Consider the following 18,285-nt stretch of genomic DNA (forward strand, 5'->3'; position numbering starts at 1 on the left):
CCTACTAGAGCGAGAGTGAATATATGAGCTTGAATCCTAGAGACGTCGTGATTGTCGACTTCGGTCGTACTCCGATGGGCCGCTCCAAGGGCGGCATGCACCGCAACACCCGCGCCGAAGACATGTCGGCGCACCTGATCAGCAAATTGCTGGAACGCAACGCCAAGGTCGATCCGGCGGAAGTCGAGGACGTGATCTGGGGCTGTGTGAACCAGACCCTGGAGCAGGGCTGGAACATCGCGCGCATGGCGTCGCTGATGACCCAGATCCCGCACACCTCGGCCGGCCAGACCGTCAGCCGTCTGTGTGGCTCGTCGATGAGCGCGCTGCACACCGCTGCGCAAGCGATCATGACCGGCAACGGTGACGTGTTCGTGGTTGGCGGCGTCGAGCATATGGGCCACGTGAGCATGATGCACGGTGTCGATCCGAACCCGCACATGTCCCTGTACGCGGCGAAAGCCTCGGGCATGATGGGCCTGACCGCCGAGATGCTTGGCAAGATGCACGGCATTACCCGCGAGCAACAGGATGCCTTCGGCCTGCGCTCCCACCAGCTCGCTCACAAGGCGACTGTGGAAGGCAAGTTCAAGGACGAAATCATCCCGATGCAGGGTTACGACGAGAACGGTTTCCTGAAGCTGTTCGACTACGACGAAACCATTCGTCCCGAGACCACCCTGGAAAGCCTGGCGGCCCTCAAGCCGGCCTTCAATCCGAAGGGCGGTACCGTGACTGCCGGTACTTCGTCGCAGATCACCGATGGTGCTTCGTGCATGATCGTAATGTCGGCGCAGCGCGCGCAGGACCTGGGCATCCAGCCGCTGGCGGTGATCCGCTCGATGGCGGTGGCGGGTGTGGATCCGGCGATCATGGGCTATGGTCCAGTACCAGCCACGCAGAAAGCATTGAAGCGCGCGGGCCTGGGAATTGCCGATATCGACTTCTTCGAGCTCAACGAAGCTTTCGCGGCGCAGGCTCTGCCAGTGCTGAAAGATTTGAAAGTGCTCGACAAGATGGACGAGAAGGTTAACCTGCACGGCGGCGCGATCGCCCTGGGTCACCCGTTCGGTTGTTCCGGTGCGCGTATCTCCGGCACCTTGCTCAATGTCATGAAGCAGAATGGCGGCACCTTTGGCGTGTCCACCATGTGCATTGGCCTCGGTCAGGGTATTGCCACTGTCTTCGAACGCGTTTAAGCGTTGCGTTGATGGAAGCCGGGGCCCAGTGCCCCGGTTTTTGTTTTTCTGAAGATTTATTATTTTTTATTTTGTGCGAGGGCCAGAACATGCAATTACAACCCGGGCTCTATCAGCATTACAAAGGGCCGCAGTACCGCGTTTTCAGCGTGGCGCGGCATTCCGAGACGGAAGAAGAAGTGGTGTTCTATCAAGCCCTGTATGGCGATTACGGCTTTTGGGTGCGCCCCTTGAGCATGTTCCTGGAGTCGGTCGAAGTTGACGGCGAGCAGGTGCCACGCTTTGCTTTGGTGCAGGCCGAACCCAGTCTTTTTTCACGGCCATGAGCCGAGGTCGCGCAAAACCCTGCGCTTGACCTCACCTTGTTGCCACTATATATAGCGGTGCCGCGTCAGGCGCCAACCGCCTCTCACTTCTCGAATTCAGGAATTTTCCGATCCATGGGCAAATCGCTGGTCATTGTGGAATCCCCGGCTAAGGCCAAGACCATCAACAAGTACTTGGGTAACCAATACGTGGTGAAGTCGAGTATCGGCCATATCCGAGACCTGCCCACCAGTGGTTCGGCGAGCGCCGCCAAAGAGCCTGCCGCCAAGCGTGGCAAGGCGGCTGCTGGTGAAGCACCGGCGCTGTCGGCCAAGGAGAAGGCGCGCAAGCAGCTGGTCTCGCGCATGGGAGTCGATCCGGACCACGGCTGGAAAGCCAAGTACGAGATCCTTCCAGGCAAGGAAAAAGTCATCGAAGAGCTGCGTCGGCTCGCCAAGGATGCTGACACCATCTATCTCGCAACGGACTTGGACCGCGAAGGGGAAGCCATTGCCTGGCACCTGCGGGAAGCCATTGGTGGGGATGACAGCCGCTACAAGCGCGTGGTGTTCAACGAAATCACCAAGAAGGCGATTCAGGAAGCCTTCTCCCAGCCGGGCGAGCTGGATATCGATCGAGTCAACGCTCAACAGGCGCGTCGCTTCCTCGACCGCGTGGTGGGTTACATGGTTTCGCCACTGCTGTGGGCCAAAATCGCCCGTGGCCTGTCTGCCGGTCGCGTGCAATCGGTGGCGGTGAAGCTGGTGGTGGAGCGTGAGCGCGAGATTCGTGCCTTCATCCCTGAAGAATACTGGGAAGTTCACGCCGACCTCGGCACCGCCAAGGGCGCCAATGTGCGTTTCGAAGTGGCCCGTGAAAATGGCGAGGCCTTCAAGCCGCTGAACGAAGTCCAGGCCATGGCGGCGCTGGAGAAGCTCAAGGCTTCGACCTACACCATCGCCAAGCGTGAAGACAAACCGACCAGCAGCAAGCCGTCGGCACCGTTCATTACTTCCACTCTGCAGCAGGCCGCGAGCAACCGCCTGGGCTTCGGGGTGAAGAAAACCATGATGATGGCCCAGCGTCTGTATGAAGCCGGCTACATCACCTATATGCGTACCGACTCGACCAACCTCTCGGCTGATGCCCTGACGATGGCGCGGACCTATATCGAAGAAGAGTTCGGCAACAAATATCTGCCGTCCTCGCCGAACTTCTACAGCAGCAAGGAAGGGGCCCAGGAGGCGCACGAAGCGATTCGTCCGTCCGACGTGAACACCCATCCAAGCAAGCTGTCGGGCATGGAGCGTGACGCTGAGCGCCTCTACGAGCTGATCTGGCGCCAGTTCGTGGCCTGCCAGATGCTGCCGGCGCAATATCTGTCGACCACTGTCAGCGTCGCTGCTGGCGGCTTCGAGCTGCGTGCCAAGGGCCGCATTCTCAAGTTCGATGGTTACACCCGTGTGATGCCGCAGATGAGCAAGCCGGGCGACGACGATGTCCTGCCGGACATGGCGCAGGGCGATGTGCTGAAGCTGATCAAGCTCGACCCGAGCCAGCACTTCACCAAGCCGCCGGCGCGTTACTCCGAAGCCAGCCTGGTCAAGGAAATGGAAAAACGTGGCATCGGTCGTCCTTCGACCTACGCGGCGATCATTTCCACCATCCAGGACCGTGGCTACGTGGCGTTGCACAACCGTCGTTTCTATTCGGAAAAGATGGGCGACATCGTCACCGAGCGTCTGTCCGAGAGCTTCTCCAACCTGATGGACTACGGCTTCACCGCCGGCATGGAAGAGCACCTCGATGACGTGGCCCAGGGCGAGCGCGACTGGAAAAATGTCCTCGACGAGTTCTACGGCGACTTCAAGAAGAAGCTCGAAGTGGCCGAAGGCAGCGACAGCGGCATGCGCGCCAACCAGCCGGTGATGACCGATATCCCGTGCCTGACCTGTGGTCGTCCGATGCAGATTCGTACCGCGTCCACCGGAGTGTTCCTCGGTTGCTCGGGTTACAGCCTGCCGCCGAAAGAACGCTGCAAGGCTACCGTCAACCTGGTGCCGGGTGACGAGATCGCCGCGGACGACGAGGGCGAGTCCGAATCGCTGGTACTGCGCGGCAAGCACCGTTGCCCGATCTGCAGCACGGCGATGGACGCCTATCTGCTGGACGAGAAACGCAAGCTGCACATCTGCGGTAACAACCCGGATTGCGCGGGCTACGAGATCGAAGAGGGCAGCTATCGCATCAAGGGCTACGAAGGTCCGAGCCTGGAGTGCGACAAGTGCGGCAGCGAGATGCAGCTCAAGACCGGTCGTTTCGGCAAGTTCTTCGGGTGTACCAACCCGACCTGCAAGAACACCCGCAAGCTGCTCAAGAGCGGTGACGCGGCGCCGCCGAAGATGGACCCGGTGAAGATGCCCGAGCTGAAGTGCGAGAAGGTCAACGACACTTACATCCTGCGCGACGGCGCATCGGGTCTGTTCCTGGCGGCCAGCCAGTTCCCGAAAAACCGTGAAACCCGCGCACCGCTGGTGCTCGAGCTGATCCCGCACAAGGACGAGATCGATCCGAAGTATCACTTCCTCTGCGAAGCGCCGAAGAAGGACCCGGAGGGCCGTCCGGCGGTGATCCGCTACAGCCGCAAGACCAAGGAGCAGTACGTGCAGACCGAAGTCGACGGCAAGCCGACCGGCTGGCGTGCGTTCTACGACGCTGGTAGCTGGAAAGTCGAAGACAAGCGTTAACGTCCGCCTCGGACGCTTCTGACGGGCCGCGTAACCTTCTTGAGGGTGCGCGGCCTTTCTTTTGGGCTTGCGGTGGGCTGGAGTGTTCCACGACACTGTACGGCCAGCCTGCTGTTATCTATTCGTTGTGGAGATTGCCGTCATGGCCCACGAACTCTATACCCGCACCAACCAGAAAATTTACTTCGCCGGCCTGTCGCTGGAAGCTTTGGCGCGAGCCGAAGCGGGCGGGGCAATGAATGCGCAGGCGCTGGTGCAGGCAGGGCGAGAGTCGGTGTTGTTTCACCTGTACGGCGCGCTGCTTGGCTTGTGCCATGAAATCGCCGGCTTCTATCGCCTCCCGCAGGCCAATGCGCCCCGCGCGGAGCTGCTGCTGACCCGCGAGGTGCTGGAAAGCATTGCCATCCCTGAGCTGGCCGAGTTGGTGGAACTGGCCCATAACCCGGAAACTTGGCTGGCGAGACTGCTGGCCGCTCATTCGGCGATGTTCCAGCCACCGCGGGTGCCGCATAAACCCAAGGGCGATGTCACCCAGCCCCTGATTGTCGCGGTAAATCTCGACGAGGAAGAGCAGGCGCCGGAGCTGAGCCGGGAAGAGCTGGAGCAATGGCGTCAGAACCTCAAGGCTTTGGCGATCCGCTTCCGTGACGGGTTGAATGAGTGTTGAGCCGCCGGTAGTACAACCCATCATTCCAGGGTGAGTAGGCATTCAATAACTGCATCCAGATGTCCCCGAGCTCCCTGGTCAGCGCGGTCATCAACAAGAAGCAGGCCATTACGCCGTTTTCCGATAAGGAAGCTGTCGCCAGTTTTGATTGCAGGCCGGATTTCTGATGACAAATGTATGTTTGTGACGTCAGGCCAATAAAGAAAACCCTTTGGGCCCGCGCGAGGTCGGGGTGATGACTGATATAATCCCGGCCTTTCGTGGAGAACAGACCTTTATGCCAACGTCCTTTCTAGAAATTGTCGAATTGCCAGACGGTCGTATCGAGCTGCGCAGGGCCGAGGACGAGGGTTCTCTGGTCACTCTGGACTTTTCAGAGGATGCCAAAGCCTTCTTGCAAGGCCAGCATGTCGAGGTGGCCAAGGCCATGTTGAGTGTGGGTGTGCAGATGGCGGGTCGCCTGGTTGAAGGCGAATTGGAGAAAGAAGAGGGGCCGCGGATTCTTCATTGAGTCCGTTTGTCGGTTTTTTTGCTGTCGTTCGTCGCCTCCTTTCGGCTTCTCAATCCTGGAGAAGCCTTGTGTCATTCAAGCGTGTCCATCGACGCTTCTAGCGGTCAGCCCAGACGAATATTCAGGCTTTGTGCGTCGCCCGTGCGGGCTGCGCTGATGAGCTGTTGACGGGCGCTGCTGTTCAACGGGTTGAGCCAGCTGACAACGGTGTGGCTGCGTCCCAGGCGTAGAGCCTCGCAAGCCAGTTGTTGCGCGCTTTGGGCGCCGCGCGGGTGCAGCAGCAGAATCCGTTCGCGGTTCAGGCCGGCATCCCGCAGCCAGGCCTGGGTCAGGCTTGCCGGTGGGGCAATCAATGTCAGCCAGCGCGCGTCCTGATCCTGGCTCAGTTCCCTGAGGATAGGCGCCAGCAGGTTCAGGCAGTTCCCGGCGGCACCGCGTAACGACAGTTCACTGAAGGCTTCCGGTACGTTGCTCCAGGGCGATTCGACGACTTCTTTGAGGATAGGCGCCAGGGGTTGGGCCATGAAGGCTTCGAACAGTGGCAGTTGCGCATGCTGTGGTGTGTGAGGGAACTGCATAGAGCCTCCTTTAGCGGCGAATGACGCCGACACTCAAGCCTTCGATCACCAGGTCCTGATCTTTCAGGTTGACTTCGATAGGGGCGAACTCAGGGTTTTCGGCAATCAGCCAGACTTTGCTGCCTTCGCGCTTGAAGCGTTTCACGGTGACTTCATCGCCAATGCGGGCGACGACGACCTGGCCATTGCGGGCCTCGCGAGTGGTGTGCACGGCCAGCAGGTCGCCATCGAAGATGCCGATGTCCTTCATGCTCATGCCATGAACCCGCAGCAGGTAGTCCGCACGCGGATGGAAGAAGGCCGGATTGATGTTGCAGGACTCTTCGATGTGCTGTTCGGCGAGAATCGGCGCGCCGGCGGCAACCCGACCGATGATGGGCAGGCTGGAGTCGTCGGGCTTGGTTTCGAACCCCGGGATGCGAATGCCGCGGGAGGCGCCTGGAGTCATTTCGATCGCACCCTTGCGGGCCAGCGCCTTGAGGTGTTCTTCGGCGGCGTTGGGCGACTTGAAACCCAGTTCCTGGGCGATTTCCGCGCGGGTCGGTGGGTAGCCGTTGTCTTCGAGGCAGCGTTTGATAAAAGCCAGAATCTCAGCTTGGCGTGGCGTCAGTTTTAGCATGTCGATCGCTCTGTCTTTTTATACAGTGACTGGAATTATATACAGTGAATGCCGCTTGGCAATCCTCCTTTTTCCAATCGCCGCTGGACGGTCGGGTCGCCGCCGCGCATGCCTGGTGTCGCGCGGCTGGCTACAGGAAGCGGCAGGTATGATTAAATAGCTGACTGACCGGCCGCAAAACGGACAGGCAGGCTTGACAAGGCTGGGGCTGAAACGTATGTTTCAAACAAGTGTTTGTCAGGCGGAGTAGCCATGGCCCAGTCGGAAACCGTTGAACGCATTCTCGATGCTGCCGAGCAGTTGTTCGCGGAAAAAGGTTTTGCCGAAACCTCATTGCGGCTGATCACCAGCAAGGCCGGGGTCAACCTGGCGGCGGTGAATTATCATTTCGGTTCCAAGAAGGCCCTGATCCAGGCGGTGTTCTCGCGCTTCCTCGGGCCGTTCTGCGTCAGTCTCGATCGGGAGCTGGAGCGGCGTTCGGCCAAGCCGGACAGCAAGCCAAGCCTCGAAGAACTGTTGGAAATCCTCGTCGAGCAGGCCCTGGTGGTCCAGCCTCGCAGCGGCAACGACCTGTCCATCTTCATGCGCCTTCTGGGCCTGGCCTTCAGCCAGAGCCAGGGGCACCTGCGGCGTTATCTGGAAGACATGTACGGCAAGGTATTCCGCCGCTACATGCTGCTGGTCAACGAAGCCGCGCCGCGCATTCCACCGATCGAGCTGTTCTGGCGTGTGCACTTCATGCTGGGGGCGGCGGCGTTCAGCATGTCGGGGATCAAGGCCTTGCGTGCGATTGCCGAGACCGACTTCGGGGTCAATACCTCGATCGAGCAGGTGATGCGCCTGATGGTGCCGTTCCTCGCGGCCGGCATGCGCGCCGAAACCGGCGTCACCGACGATGCCATGGCCACTGCGCAGCTCAAGCCGCGCAGCAAATCGACTCCGGCGGTCGCCAAGGCCTGACCGTCCGGGTGGGCGCGGCAGCTTACATCCGCTAAGCTAGCCGCCCATGCCGACTCTCGTTTCCTACCTCCTTTCACATCTTTCGCCGATCGTCGCTTGCCGGGCTTTGCCGCCGGCAATGGACTCGTGCGTCCGCGCCACGCCAGCACCTTCTGCGATGCCGTGCGCGCCCTTCGTTACTAAGGAATTGCTATGACCACAGGCCTGCAAGGCTCCTTGATGGTGGATGTCGCCGGTACCTGGCTGACGGCCGAAGATCGCCAACTCCTGCGCCAGCCCGAAGTGGGTGGGTTGATCATCTTTGCCCGGAATATCGAGCATCCGCGGCAGGTGCGTGAGCTGAGTGCGTCCATTCGGGCGATTCGCCCGGACCTGCTGCTGGCAGTGGACCAGGAGGGCGGCCGCGTGCAGCGCCTGCGTCAGGGCTTCGTGCGGCTGCCGGCCATGCGCGCCATCGCCGACAACCCGAATGCCGAGTACCTGGCCGAGCAGTGCGGCTGGATCATGGCCACCGAAGTGCTGGCTGTCGGCCTGGACCTGAGCTTCGCGCCGGTGCTGGACCTCGATCATCAGCGCAGCGCCGTGGTGGGCACCCGTTCCTTCGAGGGCGACCCCGAGCGCGCCGCGTTGCTGGCGGGCGCCTTTATCCGTGGCATGAACAGCGCCGGCATGGCGGCCACGGGCAAGCATTTCCCCGGGCACGGCTGGGCCGAGGCGGACTCCCACGTGGCGATCCCCAACGACGAGCGCAGCCTCGACGAGATTCGCGCCAAGGACCTGGTGCCTTTCGCGCGCCTGAGCAAGCAGCTGGCGGCGGTGATGCCGGCTCATGTCATCTACCCTCAGGTCGATGCCCAGCCGGCCGGGTTCTCCCGCCGTTGGCTGCAAGAGATCCTGCGCGGTGAATTGCAATTCGACGGCGTGATCTTCAGTGACGACCTGTCGATGGCTGGTGCGCATGTGGTGGGCGATGCCGCGAGCCGGATCGAAGCGGCGCTGTCGGCCGGTTGCGACATGGGCCTGGTGTGTAACGACCGGGCGGCGGCCGAGCTGGCCTTGAGCGCGGCCCAGCGTCTGAAGGTGACACCATCGGCGCGTATCGCGCGGATGCGCGGCCAGGCGTTCGCCTGCACCGACTATCGCCAGGATCCGCGCTGGCTGGCGGCGCTCGGCGCACTCAAGGATGCTCAACTGATCGACTAAGGGCTTTTGCGATGACGGTTTACGCGATTATCGGCGGTACCGGCCTGACCCGGCTCGAAGGCTTGAGCATTCACCAATCCTTGCCCCTGGACACGCCTTATGGCGCTCCGTCGGCGGATATCCAGAAGGGTGAATACGCCGGGCGCGAGGTGTTGTTTCTGGCGCGCCATGGTCATCCGCATCGCTTCCCGCCGCATCAGGTGAACTATTGGGCCAATCTCTGGGCGTTGAAGCAGGCTGGCGCCGAGGCGATTCTGGCGGTCAATGCGGTGGGTGGCATTCATCCGGCGATGGGCTCCGGGCATTTCTGCGTGCCGCATCAACTGATCGACTACACCAGCGGTCGTGAGCACACCTATTTTGCCGACGACCTGGAGCAGGTCACCCACATCGACTTCAGCTATCCCTACAGCGAGTCGCTGCGCCAGCAGTTGATCGCCGCGCTGGAGGCCGAAGGCTGCGAATTCAGCAGCCAGGGTGTGTACGCCTGCACCCAGGGCCCACGCCTGGAAACCGTGGCGGAGATCGCCCGCCTGGAGCGTGACGGCTGCGACATCGTCGGCATGACCGGCATGCCGGAAGCGGCGCTGGCCCGTGAGCTGGAACTGGACTACGCCTGCCTGGCGCTGGTGGTGAACCCGGCGGCGGGCAAGTCCGCTGCGCTGATTAGCATGGCCGAGATCGAGCAGGCATTGCAGGACGGCATGGGCAAGGTGAAGTCGACGCTGGCACGAGTCCTCGCGGCAAACCTGTAGCCGCTGCCGAAGGCTGCGATCGAGCGCGCAGCGCTCGCAAAACCTGAATCCGCGCTATTCACGCCTGCTGCGCAGCCGATCGCAGGCTGCGCCAGCGGCTACAGATCAGCGTCCGCCTTTCTTGTCGGGCAGCGGGGCGAAGAGGGCTTCGATGTCTTCGCTCTGCAGCTTCCAGTCCCCGGCCTTGCGCCCATCCAGCACACCTGCCGCCAGGTCGGACTTCTCCTGCTGCAGGTGCTGGATTTTTTCTTCCACCGTGCCGCGGGCAATCAACTTGTAGACGAACACCGGCTTCTCCTGGCCGATCCGATAGGCGCGGTCGGTGGCCTGGTTTTCCGTGGCCGGGTTCCACCAGGGGTCGTAGTGGATCACGGTGTCGGCCTCGGTCAGGTTGAGGCCGACGCCGCCGGCTTTCAGGCTGATCAGGAAGATCTGCAACTTGCCGCTCTGGAAGTCCCTGACTGGCGTGCGGCGGTCGCGGGTCTGCCCGGTCAGCAGGGCGTAGGCGACGTTGCGGCGTTTCAGCTCGGCTTCGATCAGGCTCAGCATCGAGGTGAATTGCGAGAACAGCAGGATGCGCCGGCCCTCGTCGAACAGCTCCTCGAGCATTTCCATCAGGCTGTCGAGCTTGCCGGAGGAACTGCCTCGCGCCGGTACCGCGTCTTCGTTGACCAGGCGCAAGTCGCAACACACCTGGCGCAGCTTCAGCAGCGCTTCAAGAATGATGATCTGGCTGCGGGCCACGCCTTTGCGGGTGATTTCGTCGCGGACTTTCTTGTCCATGGCCAGGCGCATGGTTTCGTACACATCGCGCTGGGCTTCATTGAGCTCCACCCAATGGATGATCTCGGTCTTGGGCGGCAGCTCGGTAGCCACCTGTTCCTTGGTGCGGCGCAACAGGAAGGGCTTGATCCGCCCGTTGAGGTGCTGCAGGCGCACTTCGCTGGCGTGTTTTTCGATCGGCACGCGGTAGTCGCGATTGAAGCTTTTCACGTCCCCCAGCCAGCCGGGCAGCAGGAAGTGGAACAGCGACCACAGCTCGCCCAGGTGATTCTCCAGCGGCGTGCCGCTCAGGCACAGGCGCTGCCGGGCATTGAGCTCACGCGCGGCCTGGGCCGCCTTGCTCGACGGGTTCTTGATGTATTGCGCCTCATCCAGCACCAGGACATGCAGGGGCAGGGCCGCGAGCTGCTCGACATCCTTGGGCAGCAGCGCGTAGGTGGTGAGGATCAGGTCGTAGTCGGCCAGCCGGGCGAAGTGCTTCTTGCGACCGGCGCCATACAGGGCCAGGACTTTGAGCTGCGGCGTGAAGTGTGCCGCCTCGTCGAGCCAGTTGGGGATCAGGCTGGTGGGCATCACCACCATGCACGGCCGATCCAGGCGCCCGGCGTTCTTTTCGCTGAGCACGTGGGCCAGGGTCTGCAGGGTTTTGCCCAGGCCCATGTCGTCGGCCAGGATGCCGCCGACTTCCAGCTGGCGCAGGGACTGCATCCAGCTCAGGCCTTCGAGCTGATAGGGGCGCAGGGTGGCGTTCAGGCCTTCCGGCGCAGGGGCCGAGTAGTCCTTGATATCCCGCAGCCGCTGGGCGAAGGAGCGGATATGTTCGCCGCCTTCCCAGAGCAGGGGCAGGTCTTCCAGCGGATTGAGGCGGGTCGCGTCGGCACTGCTCAGGCGCAGTGTGGTTTCGCCGGGCTCCTGCAGATAGAACTCGCCGAGGGTGGCCAGCACCGGTTTCAGCCGGCCATAGGGCAGCGCCACTTGCAGGGGGCCGTTGGGCGAGTTGGGGCGCCCGGGAATATTCACCAGGATCAACTCATCGTCCCGGCGTCTGGCCAGGCGTTCCGGATTGAGGATCTCGGTGTGGGAGCGCATCAGGTTGAGCAGGATCGGCAGCAGGCTCAGGCGTTCTCCATTGACGATGATGCCCAGTTCCAGGTCGAACCAGTCGCGCCCTGGGGCTTCGTCCACCGTGGCGTACCAGTCGTCCACGGCGGTCAGGTCGAAGCCGAAGTCGTCGTCGATCTGCAGCTCCCAACCCTGGCTGCGCAGCTTGGGCAATTCGTTGAGGGTGAAGGTCAGCCAGGCACTGTCGTTGACCATTTCATACAGCTCGCCAGCGCTTTCCGGCAGGGCCTTGCTCTGCCGGGTGGCGATCTTGAAACCCAGCGCCCGCAGCTGTTCGCGATAGCCTTGTTCGACTTCCGGCTGGCGCTTGATGCGCAGGGTCTGGTGTTCCTGGCGAATCAGTACGTCGGCGTTTTTCTGCCCGCTGACGTATTCCTCCAGGTAGCTGAACGACAGTGCGGCACGGTGCTGGATGTAGCGCTGCATCTTGCCGTTGCGCGGTTCGAAGGCGCTGAACTCGATGCTGGCCAGCCACAGCCGGGGCACCGGCTGCACGTTGTCCACGATCTGTTGCGGCAGTGGGGCGGGGCTGCGGTTTTCCAGCACTGCCTGGAGCTTTTCCAGCAGCTCGGCGTCTTTCGCCGCCGCCGGGTAGGCCAGGGTTTCCTCGATTTTCAACAGCACCGCGGCAATGTGTTTGCAATTGCTGCGCACCGGGCAGGTGCAGGAGGCGTCGACCATCAGCAAGGTGTTCTTGGCCGACTCGCGCAAGCTGATGGTCTGCCGATAGACGTTGCCCCCCGAACCTTCGCAACTGGCGGTGATGATGCTGTCGCCGGCCTGGACGATCCTGACGCGGCCCTCCAGGGCGTAGCGGCGGCCACGCTCCAGGGCTTGTTCCTTGAATCGGCTGACCCAGGACGGGGCCAGGGGTTTGGTCAGGGTCGGGGGCATAGGGACTTCTGTCAGTCCACGATTTCAGGAGGCGCCTCGCGTGGCGCGGGGGCCGACAGCGAGGTGATCTTGATCAGCAGGGCCAGGTGACCGTTGTCGAGGTAGTTGAGCTGGCCGTTCTTGGTGTGGCTTTCCTGCTTCAGGCGTTCGCTGGCGGTCACCAGGCCGTTGCCGTCGATCTGGTTGACCCAGAACTGCGCATCCACATCGGTGAAACGCCCGAGCTTGAGGGTCAGGGTGCCCTCGATCGGGAACTGGCCGAACTGTTCCCGGCCCTCGCTGACTGCGATTTTCACCGGGTTTTCGTCCAGCGCCTGCTGCCAGGCCTTGTGCATCAGCACGCTGTAGTCGCCGCTGGCGGTGAGTTTCTCGACCACGCTGCCCAGCGCCGGGGTGCGCTGGCTGTCGGCACCCAGGCGTTGGGCGCCGGCGGCCCAGTCTTCGGGGGCGGCGCGGCTGACGATGGCGGGAACCGCGTTCTGCCGCACCAGAATCATTTCGACCTGATACATGTCGGCAAACGCCGAGGGAGCGACCAGGGTCAGGAGCAAGGTCAGTGAACGAAACAGGCGCATGGGGCGTCCTTCAAGCAGTTTTCGGGGTGAGGCGCTCGAACAGCGCCTCCAATGTGTTGAAGCGTTCTTCCGGACGTTCCATCGGCACCATGAATTTGAACAGCGTGGCGCCTTCAAATTTGTAGCGATTGGGTTGGCCCTGGATGAGTTTGATCAGCGCCAGCGGGTCCACCGGGGTATCGGCGGCGAACTCGAGACGGCCGCCTTGCGGGCCACCGTCGACCTTCTTGATACCCAGTTGCTCGGCTTGCAGTTTCAGCAGAGTCAGGCGTACCAGGTTCTTGGTCGGTTCCGGCAACAGGCCGAAGCGGTCGATCATCTCCACTTGCAGGTCTTTCAGGCCGTCCTCGTCGGTGGCCGAGGCGATGCGCTTGTAGAGGATCAGTCGCGCATGCACATCCGGCAGATAGTCATCGGGAATCAGCGCCGGCAGGCGCAGGTTGATTTCCGGACCGCCGCCCAGGGGCTGGTCGAGGTTTGGCTGCTCGCCCTTGCGGATGGCTTTCACCGCGCGCTCGAGCATCTCCATATAAAGGGTGAAGCCCACCGCCTGGATCTGGCCGCTTTGGCCGTCGCCCAGCAGTTCGCCGGCGCCACGGATTTCCAGGTCGTTGGTGGCGAGCACGAAGCCGGCGCCGAGGTCCTGGGTATTGGCGATCGCCTCCAGGCGCTTTTCCGCGTCCGGGGTGATCTGCTGGCGCGGTGGGGTCAGCAGGTAGGCGTAGGCCTGGTGGTGACTGCGACCGACCCGGCCGCGCAACTGGTGCAACTGGGCCAGGCCGAACTTGTCGGCGCGCTCGATGATGATGGTGTTGGCGCTCGGCACGTCGATGCCGGTCTCGATGATGGTCGAGGCGATCAGCACGTTGAAGCGCTTGTGGTAGAAGTCGCTCATCACCTGTTCGAGTTCGCGTTCGCGCATCTGCCCGTGGCCGATGCCGATGCGCGCTTCCGGCACCAGTTCGGCGAGGTCGGCGGCGCATTTCTCGATGGTCTTCACATCGTTGTGCAGGTAGTAGACCTGGCCGCCGCGCAGCAGCTCGCGGAGCAGGGCCTCTTTGACCGTGCTCTTGTTCTGCTCCATGACGAAGGTGCGCACCGACAGGCGTCGGGCCGGCGGCGTGGCGATGATCGACAGGTCGCGCATGCCCGACACCGCCATGTTCAGCGTGCGCGGAATCGGCGTGGCGGTCAGGGTCAGGATGTCGACCTCGCTGCGCAGGGCCTTGAGCTGTTCTTTCTGACGCACGCCGAAGCGGTGTTCTTCGTCGATGATCACCAGCCCGAGGTTCTTGATCTTCACATCGTCCTGCAGCAGCTTGTGGGTGCCGATGACGATGTCGATCTTGCCTTCGGCCAGGTCGGCCACCGCGGCATTCACTTCCTTGGCGGACTTGAAGCGGCTCATCACTTCCACGCTCACCGGCCAGTCGGCGAAGCGGTCGCGGAAGCTGTTGTAGTGCTGCTGGGCGAGCAGGGTGGTGGGCACCAGGATCGCCACTTGCCTGCCGCCGTGCACGGCGATGAAGGCGGCGCGCATCGCCACTTCGGTCTTGCCGAAGCCGACGTCGCCGCAGACCAGGCGATCCATCGGCTTGGCCGCGAGCATGTCCTCGCGCACCGCTTCGATGGTGGTTTGCTGGTCGGGGGTTTCTTCGAACGGGAAGCCGGCGCTGAAGGTGGCGTAGTCGGCTTTCGGGTCGGCGAAGGCATAACCTTCGCGGGCCGCGCGGCGAGCGTAGATATCCAGCAGCTCGGCGGCGACATCGCGCACCTGTTCGGCGGCCTTGCGCTTGGCTTTCTGCCAGGTTTCCGAACCCAGGCGGTGCAGCGGCGCCAGGGCGTCGTCGCTGCCGGTGTAGCGGGCGATCAGGTGCAGGTTGGCCACCGGCACATAGAGCTTGGCGCCCTCGGCGTATTCCAGGGTGAGGAATTCGGCGGCCTGGTTGTCGATTTCCAGGGTAGCCAGGCCCAGGTAGCGGCCCACGCCATGATCGATATGCACCACCGGCGCGCCTTCGCGCAGCTCGGTGAGGTTCTTGATCACCGCATCGTTGTTGGCGTCGGCGCGTTTTTCCCGACGCCGACGCTGCATCACACGCTGGCCGAACAGCGGGCTTTCGGCCACCAGCGCCAGGGCCGGATCGGCCAGCAGCAAGCCTTCGTCCAGCGGCGCGATGGTGATTGCCAGACGGTCCTTGCCGGCCACGAAGTCCGGCCAGCTGTCGACGGTCTTCGGCCGCAGCTTCAGGCGCTCCAGTAACTCCAGCAGTACCTCGCGGCGCCCGGCGGATTCGGCGGTGAACAGCACGCGTCCGGAAAACTCGTCGAGGAAGTTCGCCAGGGCCGCCAGCGGCTGGTTGGCCTTGGCTTCGATGGCGAGGTTGGGCAGGGGCTGCGCCGGGAAGCGCTCGCGGCCGCCACCGGCTTCGATGTCCTGCTGGCTGGCGACCACCCGTGGCCAGCTTTTCAGGCGGGCGAAGCAGTCTTCCACCGGCAGGAACAACTCGGCGGGCGGCAATAAAGGACGGGACGGATCGACGCGGCGTTCTTCGTAACGGTTGCGCACGTCGTTCCAGAAGTTCTCGGCCGCCTGTTCGATGCCCGGCAGGGAGAACACCTGGGTGTCCTGGGGCAGGTAGTCGAACAGGGTCGAAGTGTCTTCGAAGAACAGCGGCAGGTAATACTCGATGCCGGCCGGGGTGATCCCGCTGCTCAGGTCCTGGAAGATCGGGCAGCGGCGGAAGTCGACGTCGAAGCGCTCGCGGAAACGGGCCTTGAAGCGGGTGACGGCCTCTTTCTGCAGCGGGAATTCCTTCGCTGGCAGCAGGCGCACCGAATCGACCTTGTCGATGGAACGCTGGTTTTCCGGATCGAAGGTGCGCAGGGTCTCGATTTCATCGTCGAACAGGTCGATGCGATAAGGCAGTTTGCTGCCCATCGGGAACAGGTCGATCAAGGCGCCGCGCACCGCGAACTCGCCGTGCTCGTAGACCGTGTCGACACAGCGATAGCCGCTGGCTTCCAGGCGGGTACGCATCTGTTCGACATCCAGCTTCTGGCCGATGTCCAGCACCAGGCTGCTGCCCAGCAGGAACTTGGTCGGCGCCAGGCGGTGCAGGGCGGTGGTGATAGGCACCACCAGCACGCCGTGCTCCAACTCCGGCAGCCGGTACAGGCTAGCGATGCGCTGGGAGATGATGTCCTGGTGCGGCGAGAACAGGTCGTAGGGCAGGGTTTCCCAGTCCGGGAAATGCAGCACGGGCAAATCCGGGGCGAAGAAACTCAGCTCCTGCTCCAGCCGTTCGGCACTTTGGCTGTCGGCGGTCAGCAGCAGGGTGAAGCGCTTGGCGGCGCTGGCAGCCTCGGCGATGGCCAGGCTGAGGGCGGCACCGGGCAGATTGCCCCAGTGTTGTTTGCCGGCGGCGGCAGGGAGTTGCGGTAGACGCAGAACGGGCACGGAAGGTTGAGCTCCAGCGTTGCGACAAAGTCGGTAATTGTAGCGGTCCGGCGTACCGGCTGTCAGTTGCTGATGTGTCTATTACGCGGTTGTGGAAAATGTAGTGGTTATGACAAAAAAACGCGTTTCTTGGCGAGAAATGTAGTGCCAAATCAGGGCGGTGTTACGGAGGGTTACAGACAACGCTGGATTGCCGCGCAAAATGAGGCCTTTCTGAAACCCGCGTATTTACTGGGCTGGAGCGGGGCGTGATTTTTCCGGATGGAGTTTTGTTACGTTCTGCGCGACAGGCGCGCATTGCTACGCAGGGGACTCGGCGGCATAATGTAGCCCTTTTTTCAGCCCCTACATGTGGAAGGTTCCCGTGACTCAGAAGCCCGACCAGTGTCTTGGTGAATGGATCGACCGTGAAGCGCTCGCAGAAGCGATGATTCCGCTTATCGGTCAGCTCTACCGCAATAACAATGTGGTGAGTTCGATCTATGGCCGCAGCCTGATCAACCAGTCTGTCATCGCGATTCTCAAAGCTCACCGCTTTGCTCGCCATCGTTCTTCCGACGATAGCGAACTCTCCGTCCACGAAACATTCCCACTGCTCAAGGCCATGAGCGAGCTCAAGCTCGGCGCTGCCTCGGTGGACCTGGGCAAGTTGGCGTTCAAATTCCGCAACGAAGGCAATGGCCGCACCGCCGAGCAATTCGTTCGCGAAGAGCTGGCTGACGTGGTTGGCCAGCAAAACGCTTCGCCCCGCAAAGGCACCGACGTGGTCCTGTACGGCTTCGGTCGTATCGGCCGTCTGCTGGCGCGCATCCTGATCGAGAAAACCGGTGGTGGCGACGGCCTGCGCCTGCGCGCCATCGTGGTGCGCAAAGGCGCCGAAAACGACCTGACCAAGCGCGCCAGCCTGCTGCGTCGCGACTCGGTACACGGTTCGTTCAACGGCACCATCACCATCGACGAAGCCAACAACACCATCACCGCCAACGGCAACCTGATCCAGGTTATCTACGCGAAGAACCCGACCGAGGTGGACTACACCCAGTACGGCATCAAAGACGCGCTGCTGGTGGACAACACCGGTGTATGGCGTGACGCCGATGGCCTGGGTCAGCACCTGGCCTGCCCGGGTATCGACCGCGTCGTTCTGACCGCGCCTGGCAAAGGCAAGCTGAAGAACATCGTTCACGGTATCAACCACGCCGAAATCACCGCTGACGACAAGATCGTGTCCGCCGCTTCCTGCACCACCAACGCCATCGTGCCGGTGCTCAAGGCCGTGAACGACAAGTTCGGCATCGTCAACGGTCACGTCGAAACCGTTCACTCGTACACCAACGACCAGAACCTGATCGACAACTTCCACAAGGGCGATCGTCGTGGCCGTAGCGCCGCGCTGAACATGGTCATCACCGAGACCGGTGCTGCCACCGCTGCTGCCAAGGCCCTGCCTGAGCTGGCCGGCAAGCTGACCGGCAACGCGATCCGCGTTCCGACGCCAAACGTGTCGATGGCCATTCTCAACCTGAACCTTGAGAAAGCCGCTACCCGTGAAGAGATGAATGAGTACCTGCGCTACATGGCACTGCACTCCGATCTGCACAAGCAAATCGACTTCGTCAATTCCCAGGAAGTGGTTTCCACCGACTTCGTCGGCTCGCGCCACGCTGGTGTGGTGGACGCTGAAGCGACCATCACCCAGGATAACCGCGTTGTTCTGTACGTCTGGTACGACAACGAATTCGGTTACAGCTGCCAGGTGGTTCGCGTGATGGAAGACATGGCTGGTGTGAACCCGCCTGCGTTCCCGCGCTAAGCCTTAGCCGCACATGAAAACGCCCCGACTTGTCGGGGCGTTTTTGTTTGTGGCGTTTGCTTGCGGACCGTTGTGTCGGCTCGGGCGTTATCG

The 18,285-nt window shown here is 62.2% G+C and carries 14 protein-coding genes; 9 read left to right on the forward strand and 5 right to left on the reverse strand.

All coding sequences use genetic code 11. The features are described from left to right. The first annotated feature begins 23 nt into the window (after positions 1–23). The 5 genes from fadA (at position 24) to ACTJKT_RS08705 (ending at position 5,430) form a co-directional block, all read left to right on the forward strand. Positions 24–1,199: an acetyl-CoA C-acyltransferase FadA gene (gene fadA / locus ACTJKT_RS08685; protein ID WP_440786794.1), complete on the forward strand. Its 1,176-nt coding sequence runs from the start codon at positions 24–26 to the stop codon at positions 1,197–1,199. Between the two features lie 89 nt (positions 1,200–1,288). Continuing rightward, positions 1,289–1,525, forward strand: a complete 237-nt coding sequence (locus tag ACTJKT_RS08690; protein WP_023968538.1) for a DUF1653 domain-containing protein — start codon at positions 1,289–1,291, stop codon at positions 1,523–1,525. A gap of 114 nt (positions 1,526–1,639) precedes the next feature. Continuing rightward, positions 1,640–4,252: a type I DNA topoisomerase gene (topA, locus tag ACTJKT_RS08695; protein WP_440786795.1), complete on the forward strand. Its 2,613-nt coding sequence runs from the start codon at positions 1,640–1,642 to the stop codon at positions 4,250–4,252. A gap of 142 nt (positions 4,253–4,394) precedes the next feature. Then, positions 4,395–4,919 carry a DUF6586 family protein gene (locus ACTJKT_RS08700; RefSeq protein ID WP_440786796.1) on the forward strand — a complete coding sequence of 175 codons (525 nt, stop codon included), beginning with the start codon at positions 4,395–4,397 and terminating at the stop codon, positions 4,917–4,919. A gap of 277 nt (positions 4,920–5,196) precedes the next feature. Further along, positions 5,197–5,430, forward strand: a complete 234-nt coding sequence (locus tag ACTJKT_RS08705) for a hypothetical protein (RefSeq protein WP_009042980.1) — start codon at positions 5,197–5,199, stop codon at positions 5,428–5,430. Positions 5,431–5,534: 104 nt separating this feature from the next. Here the strand turns inward: ACTJKT_RS08705 and sulA are convergent, their stop codons facing one another. Both sulA and lexA read right to left on the reverse strand, forming a co-directional pair. Next, entirely contained in the window at positions 5,535–6,008 is a 474-nt protein-coding gene (gene sulA, locus ACTJKT_RS08710) for an SOS-induced cell division inhibitor SulA (protein WP_440786797.1), read from the reverse strand. 10 nt (positions 6,009–6,018) lie between these two features. Continuing rightward, positions 6,019–6,627 carry a transcriptional repressor LexA gene (gene lexA / locus ACTJKT_RS08715; protein WP_440786798.1) on the reverse strand — a complete coding sequence of 203 codons (609 nt, stop codon included), beginning with the start codon at positions 6,625–6,627 and terminating at the stop codon, positions 6,019–6,021. 252 nt (positions 6,628–6,879) lie between these two features. Between lexA and ACTJKT_RS08720 the strand changes: the two genes are divergently transcribed. The 3 genes from ACTJKT_RS08720 to ACTJKT_RS08730 all read left to right on the forward strand — a co-directional run bounded on the left by ACTJKT_RS08720 (position 6,880) and on the right by ACTJKT_RS08730 (position 9,545). Continuing rightward, positions 6,880–7,587, forward strand: coding sequence for a TetR/AcrR family transcriptional regulator (locus tag ACTJKT_RS08720; protein ID WP_007921300.1), 708 nt, complete (start codon positions 6,880–6,882; stop codon positions 7,585–7,587). Positions 7,588–7,791: 204 nt separating this feature from the next. Next, a complete protein-coding gene (nagZ, locus tag ACTJKT_RS08725; protein ID WP_169915215.1) occupies positions 7,792–8,790 on the forward strand; it encodes a beta-N-acetylhexosaminidase in 999 nt (332 codons plus the stop codon). 11 nt (positions 8,791–8,801) lie between these two features. Then, the gene (locus tag ACTJKT_RS08730; RefSeq protein ID WP_440786799.1) at positions 8,802–9,545 is read left to right on the forward strand and encodes an S-methyl-5'-thioinosine phosphorylase; all 744 of its coding nucleotides are present in this window, start codon (positions 8,802–8,804) and stop codon (positions 9,543–9,545) included. Positions 9,546–9,650: 105 nt separating this feature from the next. Here ACTJKT_RS08730 and ACTJKT_RS08735 read toward each other — a convergent pair whose 3' ends face one another. The 3 genes from ACTJKT_RS08735 to mfd are packed head-to-tail and all read right to left on the reverse strand — an operon-like array spanning position 9,651 to position 16,379. Further along, entirely contained in the window at positions 9,651–12,344 is a 2,694-nt protein-coding gene (locus ACTJKT_RS08735) for an SNF2-related protein (protein WP_440786800.1), read from the reverse strand. 11 nt (positions 12,345–12,355) lie between these two features. Then, on the reverse strand, positions 12,356–12,919 hold the full coding sequence (locus ACTJKT_RS08740; RefSeq protein ID WP_081362213.1) for a CsiV family protein: 564 nt from the start codon (positions 12,917–12,919) through the stop codon (positions 12,356–12,358). A gap of 10 nt (positions 12,920–12,929) precedes the next feature. After that, positions 12,930–16,379: a transcription-repair coupling factor gene (mfd, locus tag ACTJKT_RS08745; protein ID WP_440786801.1), complete on the reverse strand. Its 3,450-nt coding sequence runs from the start codon at positions 16,377–16,379 to the stop codon at positions 12,930–12,932. Between the two features lie 349 nt (positions 16,380–16,728). On the opposite strand from mfd, the gene ACTJKT_RS08750 reads away from it, so the two are divergent. Beyond that, positions 16,729–18,192, forward strand: coding sequence for a glyceraldehyde-3-phosphate dehydrogenase (locus ACTJKT_RS08750; protein WP_007921292.1), 1,464 nt, complete (start codon positions 16,729–16,731; stop codon positions 18,190–18,192). Positions 18,193–18,285: the final 93 nt, after the last annotated feature.

The organism is Pseudomonas sp. 22526, from assembly GCF_052044735.1.
Lineage (GTDB): Bacteria > Pseudomonadota > Gammaproteobacteria > Pseudomonadales > Pseudomonadaceae > Aquipseudomonas > Aquipseudomonas piscium.

What these genes read in the sequence shown, in the direction of transcription:
- ACTJKT_RS08735 (WP_440786800.1), bottom strand. Translation starts at nt 12,344, where the DNA reads ATGCCCCCGACCCTGACCAAACCCCTGGCCCCGTCCTGGGTCAGCCGA.
- fadA (WP_440786794.1), top strand. Translation starts at nt 24, where the DNA reads ATGAGCTTGAATCCTAGAGACGTCGTGATTGTCGACTTCGGTCGTACT.
- ACTJKT_RS08720 (WP_007921300.1), top strand. Translation starts at nt 6,880, where the DNA reads ATGGCCCAGTCGGAAACCGTTGAACGCATTCTCGATGCTGCCGAGCAG.
- ACTJKT_RS08730 (WP_440786799.1), top strand. Translation starts at nt 8,802, where the DNA reads ATGACGGTTTACGCGATTATCGGCGGTACCGGCCTGACCCGGCTCGAA.
- ACTJKT_RS08690 (WP_023968538.1), top strand. Translation starts at nt 1,289, where the DNA reads ATGCAATTACAACCCGGGCTCTATCAGCATTACAAAGGGCCGCAGTAC.
- ACTJKT_RS08740 (WP_081362213.1), bottom strand. Translation starts at nt 12,919, where the DNA reads ATGCGCCTGTTTCGTTCACTGACCTTGCTCCTGACCCTGGTCGCTCCC.
- sulA (WP_440786797.1), bottom strand. Translation starts at nt 6,008, where the DNA reads ATGCAGTTCCCTCACACACCACAGCATGCGCAACTGCCACTGTTCGAA.
- ACTJKT_RS08700 (WP_440786796.1), top strand. Translation starts at nt 4,395, where the DNA reads ATGGCCCACGAACTCTATACCCGCACCAACCAGAAAATTTACTTCGCC.
- ACTJKT_RS08750 (WP_007921292.1), top strand. Translation starts at nt 16,729, where the DNA reads ATGTGGAAGGTTCCCGTGACTCAGAAGCCCGACCAGTGTCTTGGTGAA.
- ACTJKT_RS08705 (WP_009042980.1), top strand. Translation starts at nt 5,197, where the DNA reads ATGCCAACGTCCTTTCTAGAAATTGTCGAATTGCCAGACGGTCGTATC.
- lexA (WP_440786798.1), bottom strand. Translation starts at nt 6,627, where the DNA reads ATGCTAAAACTGACGCCACGCCAAGCTGAGATTCTGGCTTTTATCAAA.
- topA (WP_440786795.1), top strand. Translation starts at nt 1,640, where the DNA reads ATGGGCAAATCGCTGGTCATTGTGGAATCCCCGGCTAAGGCCAAGACC.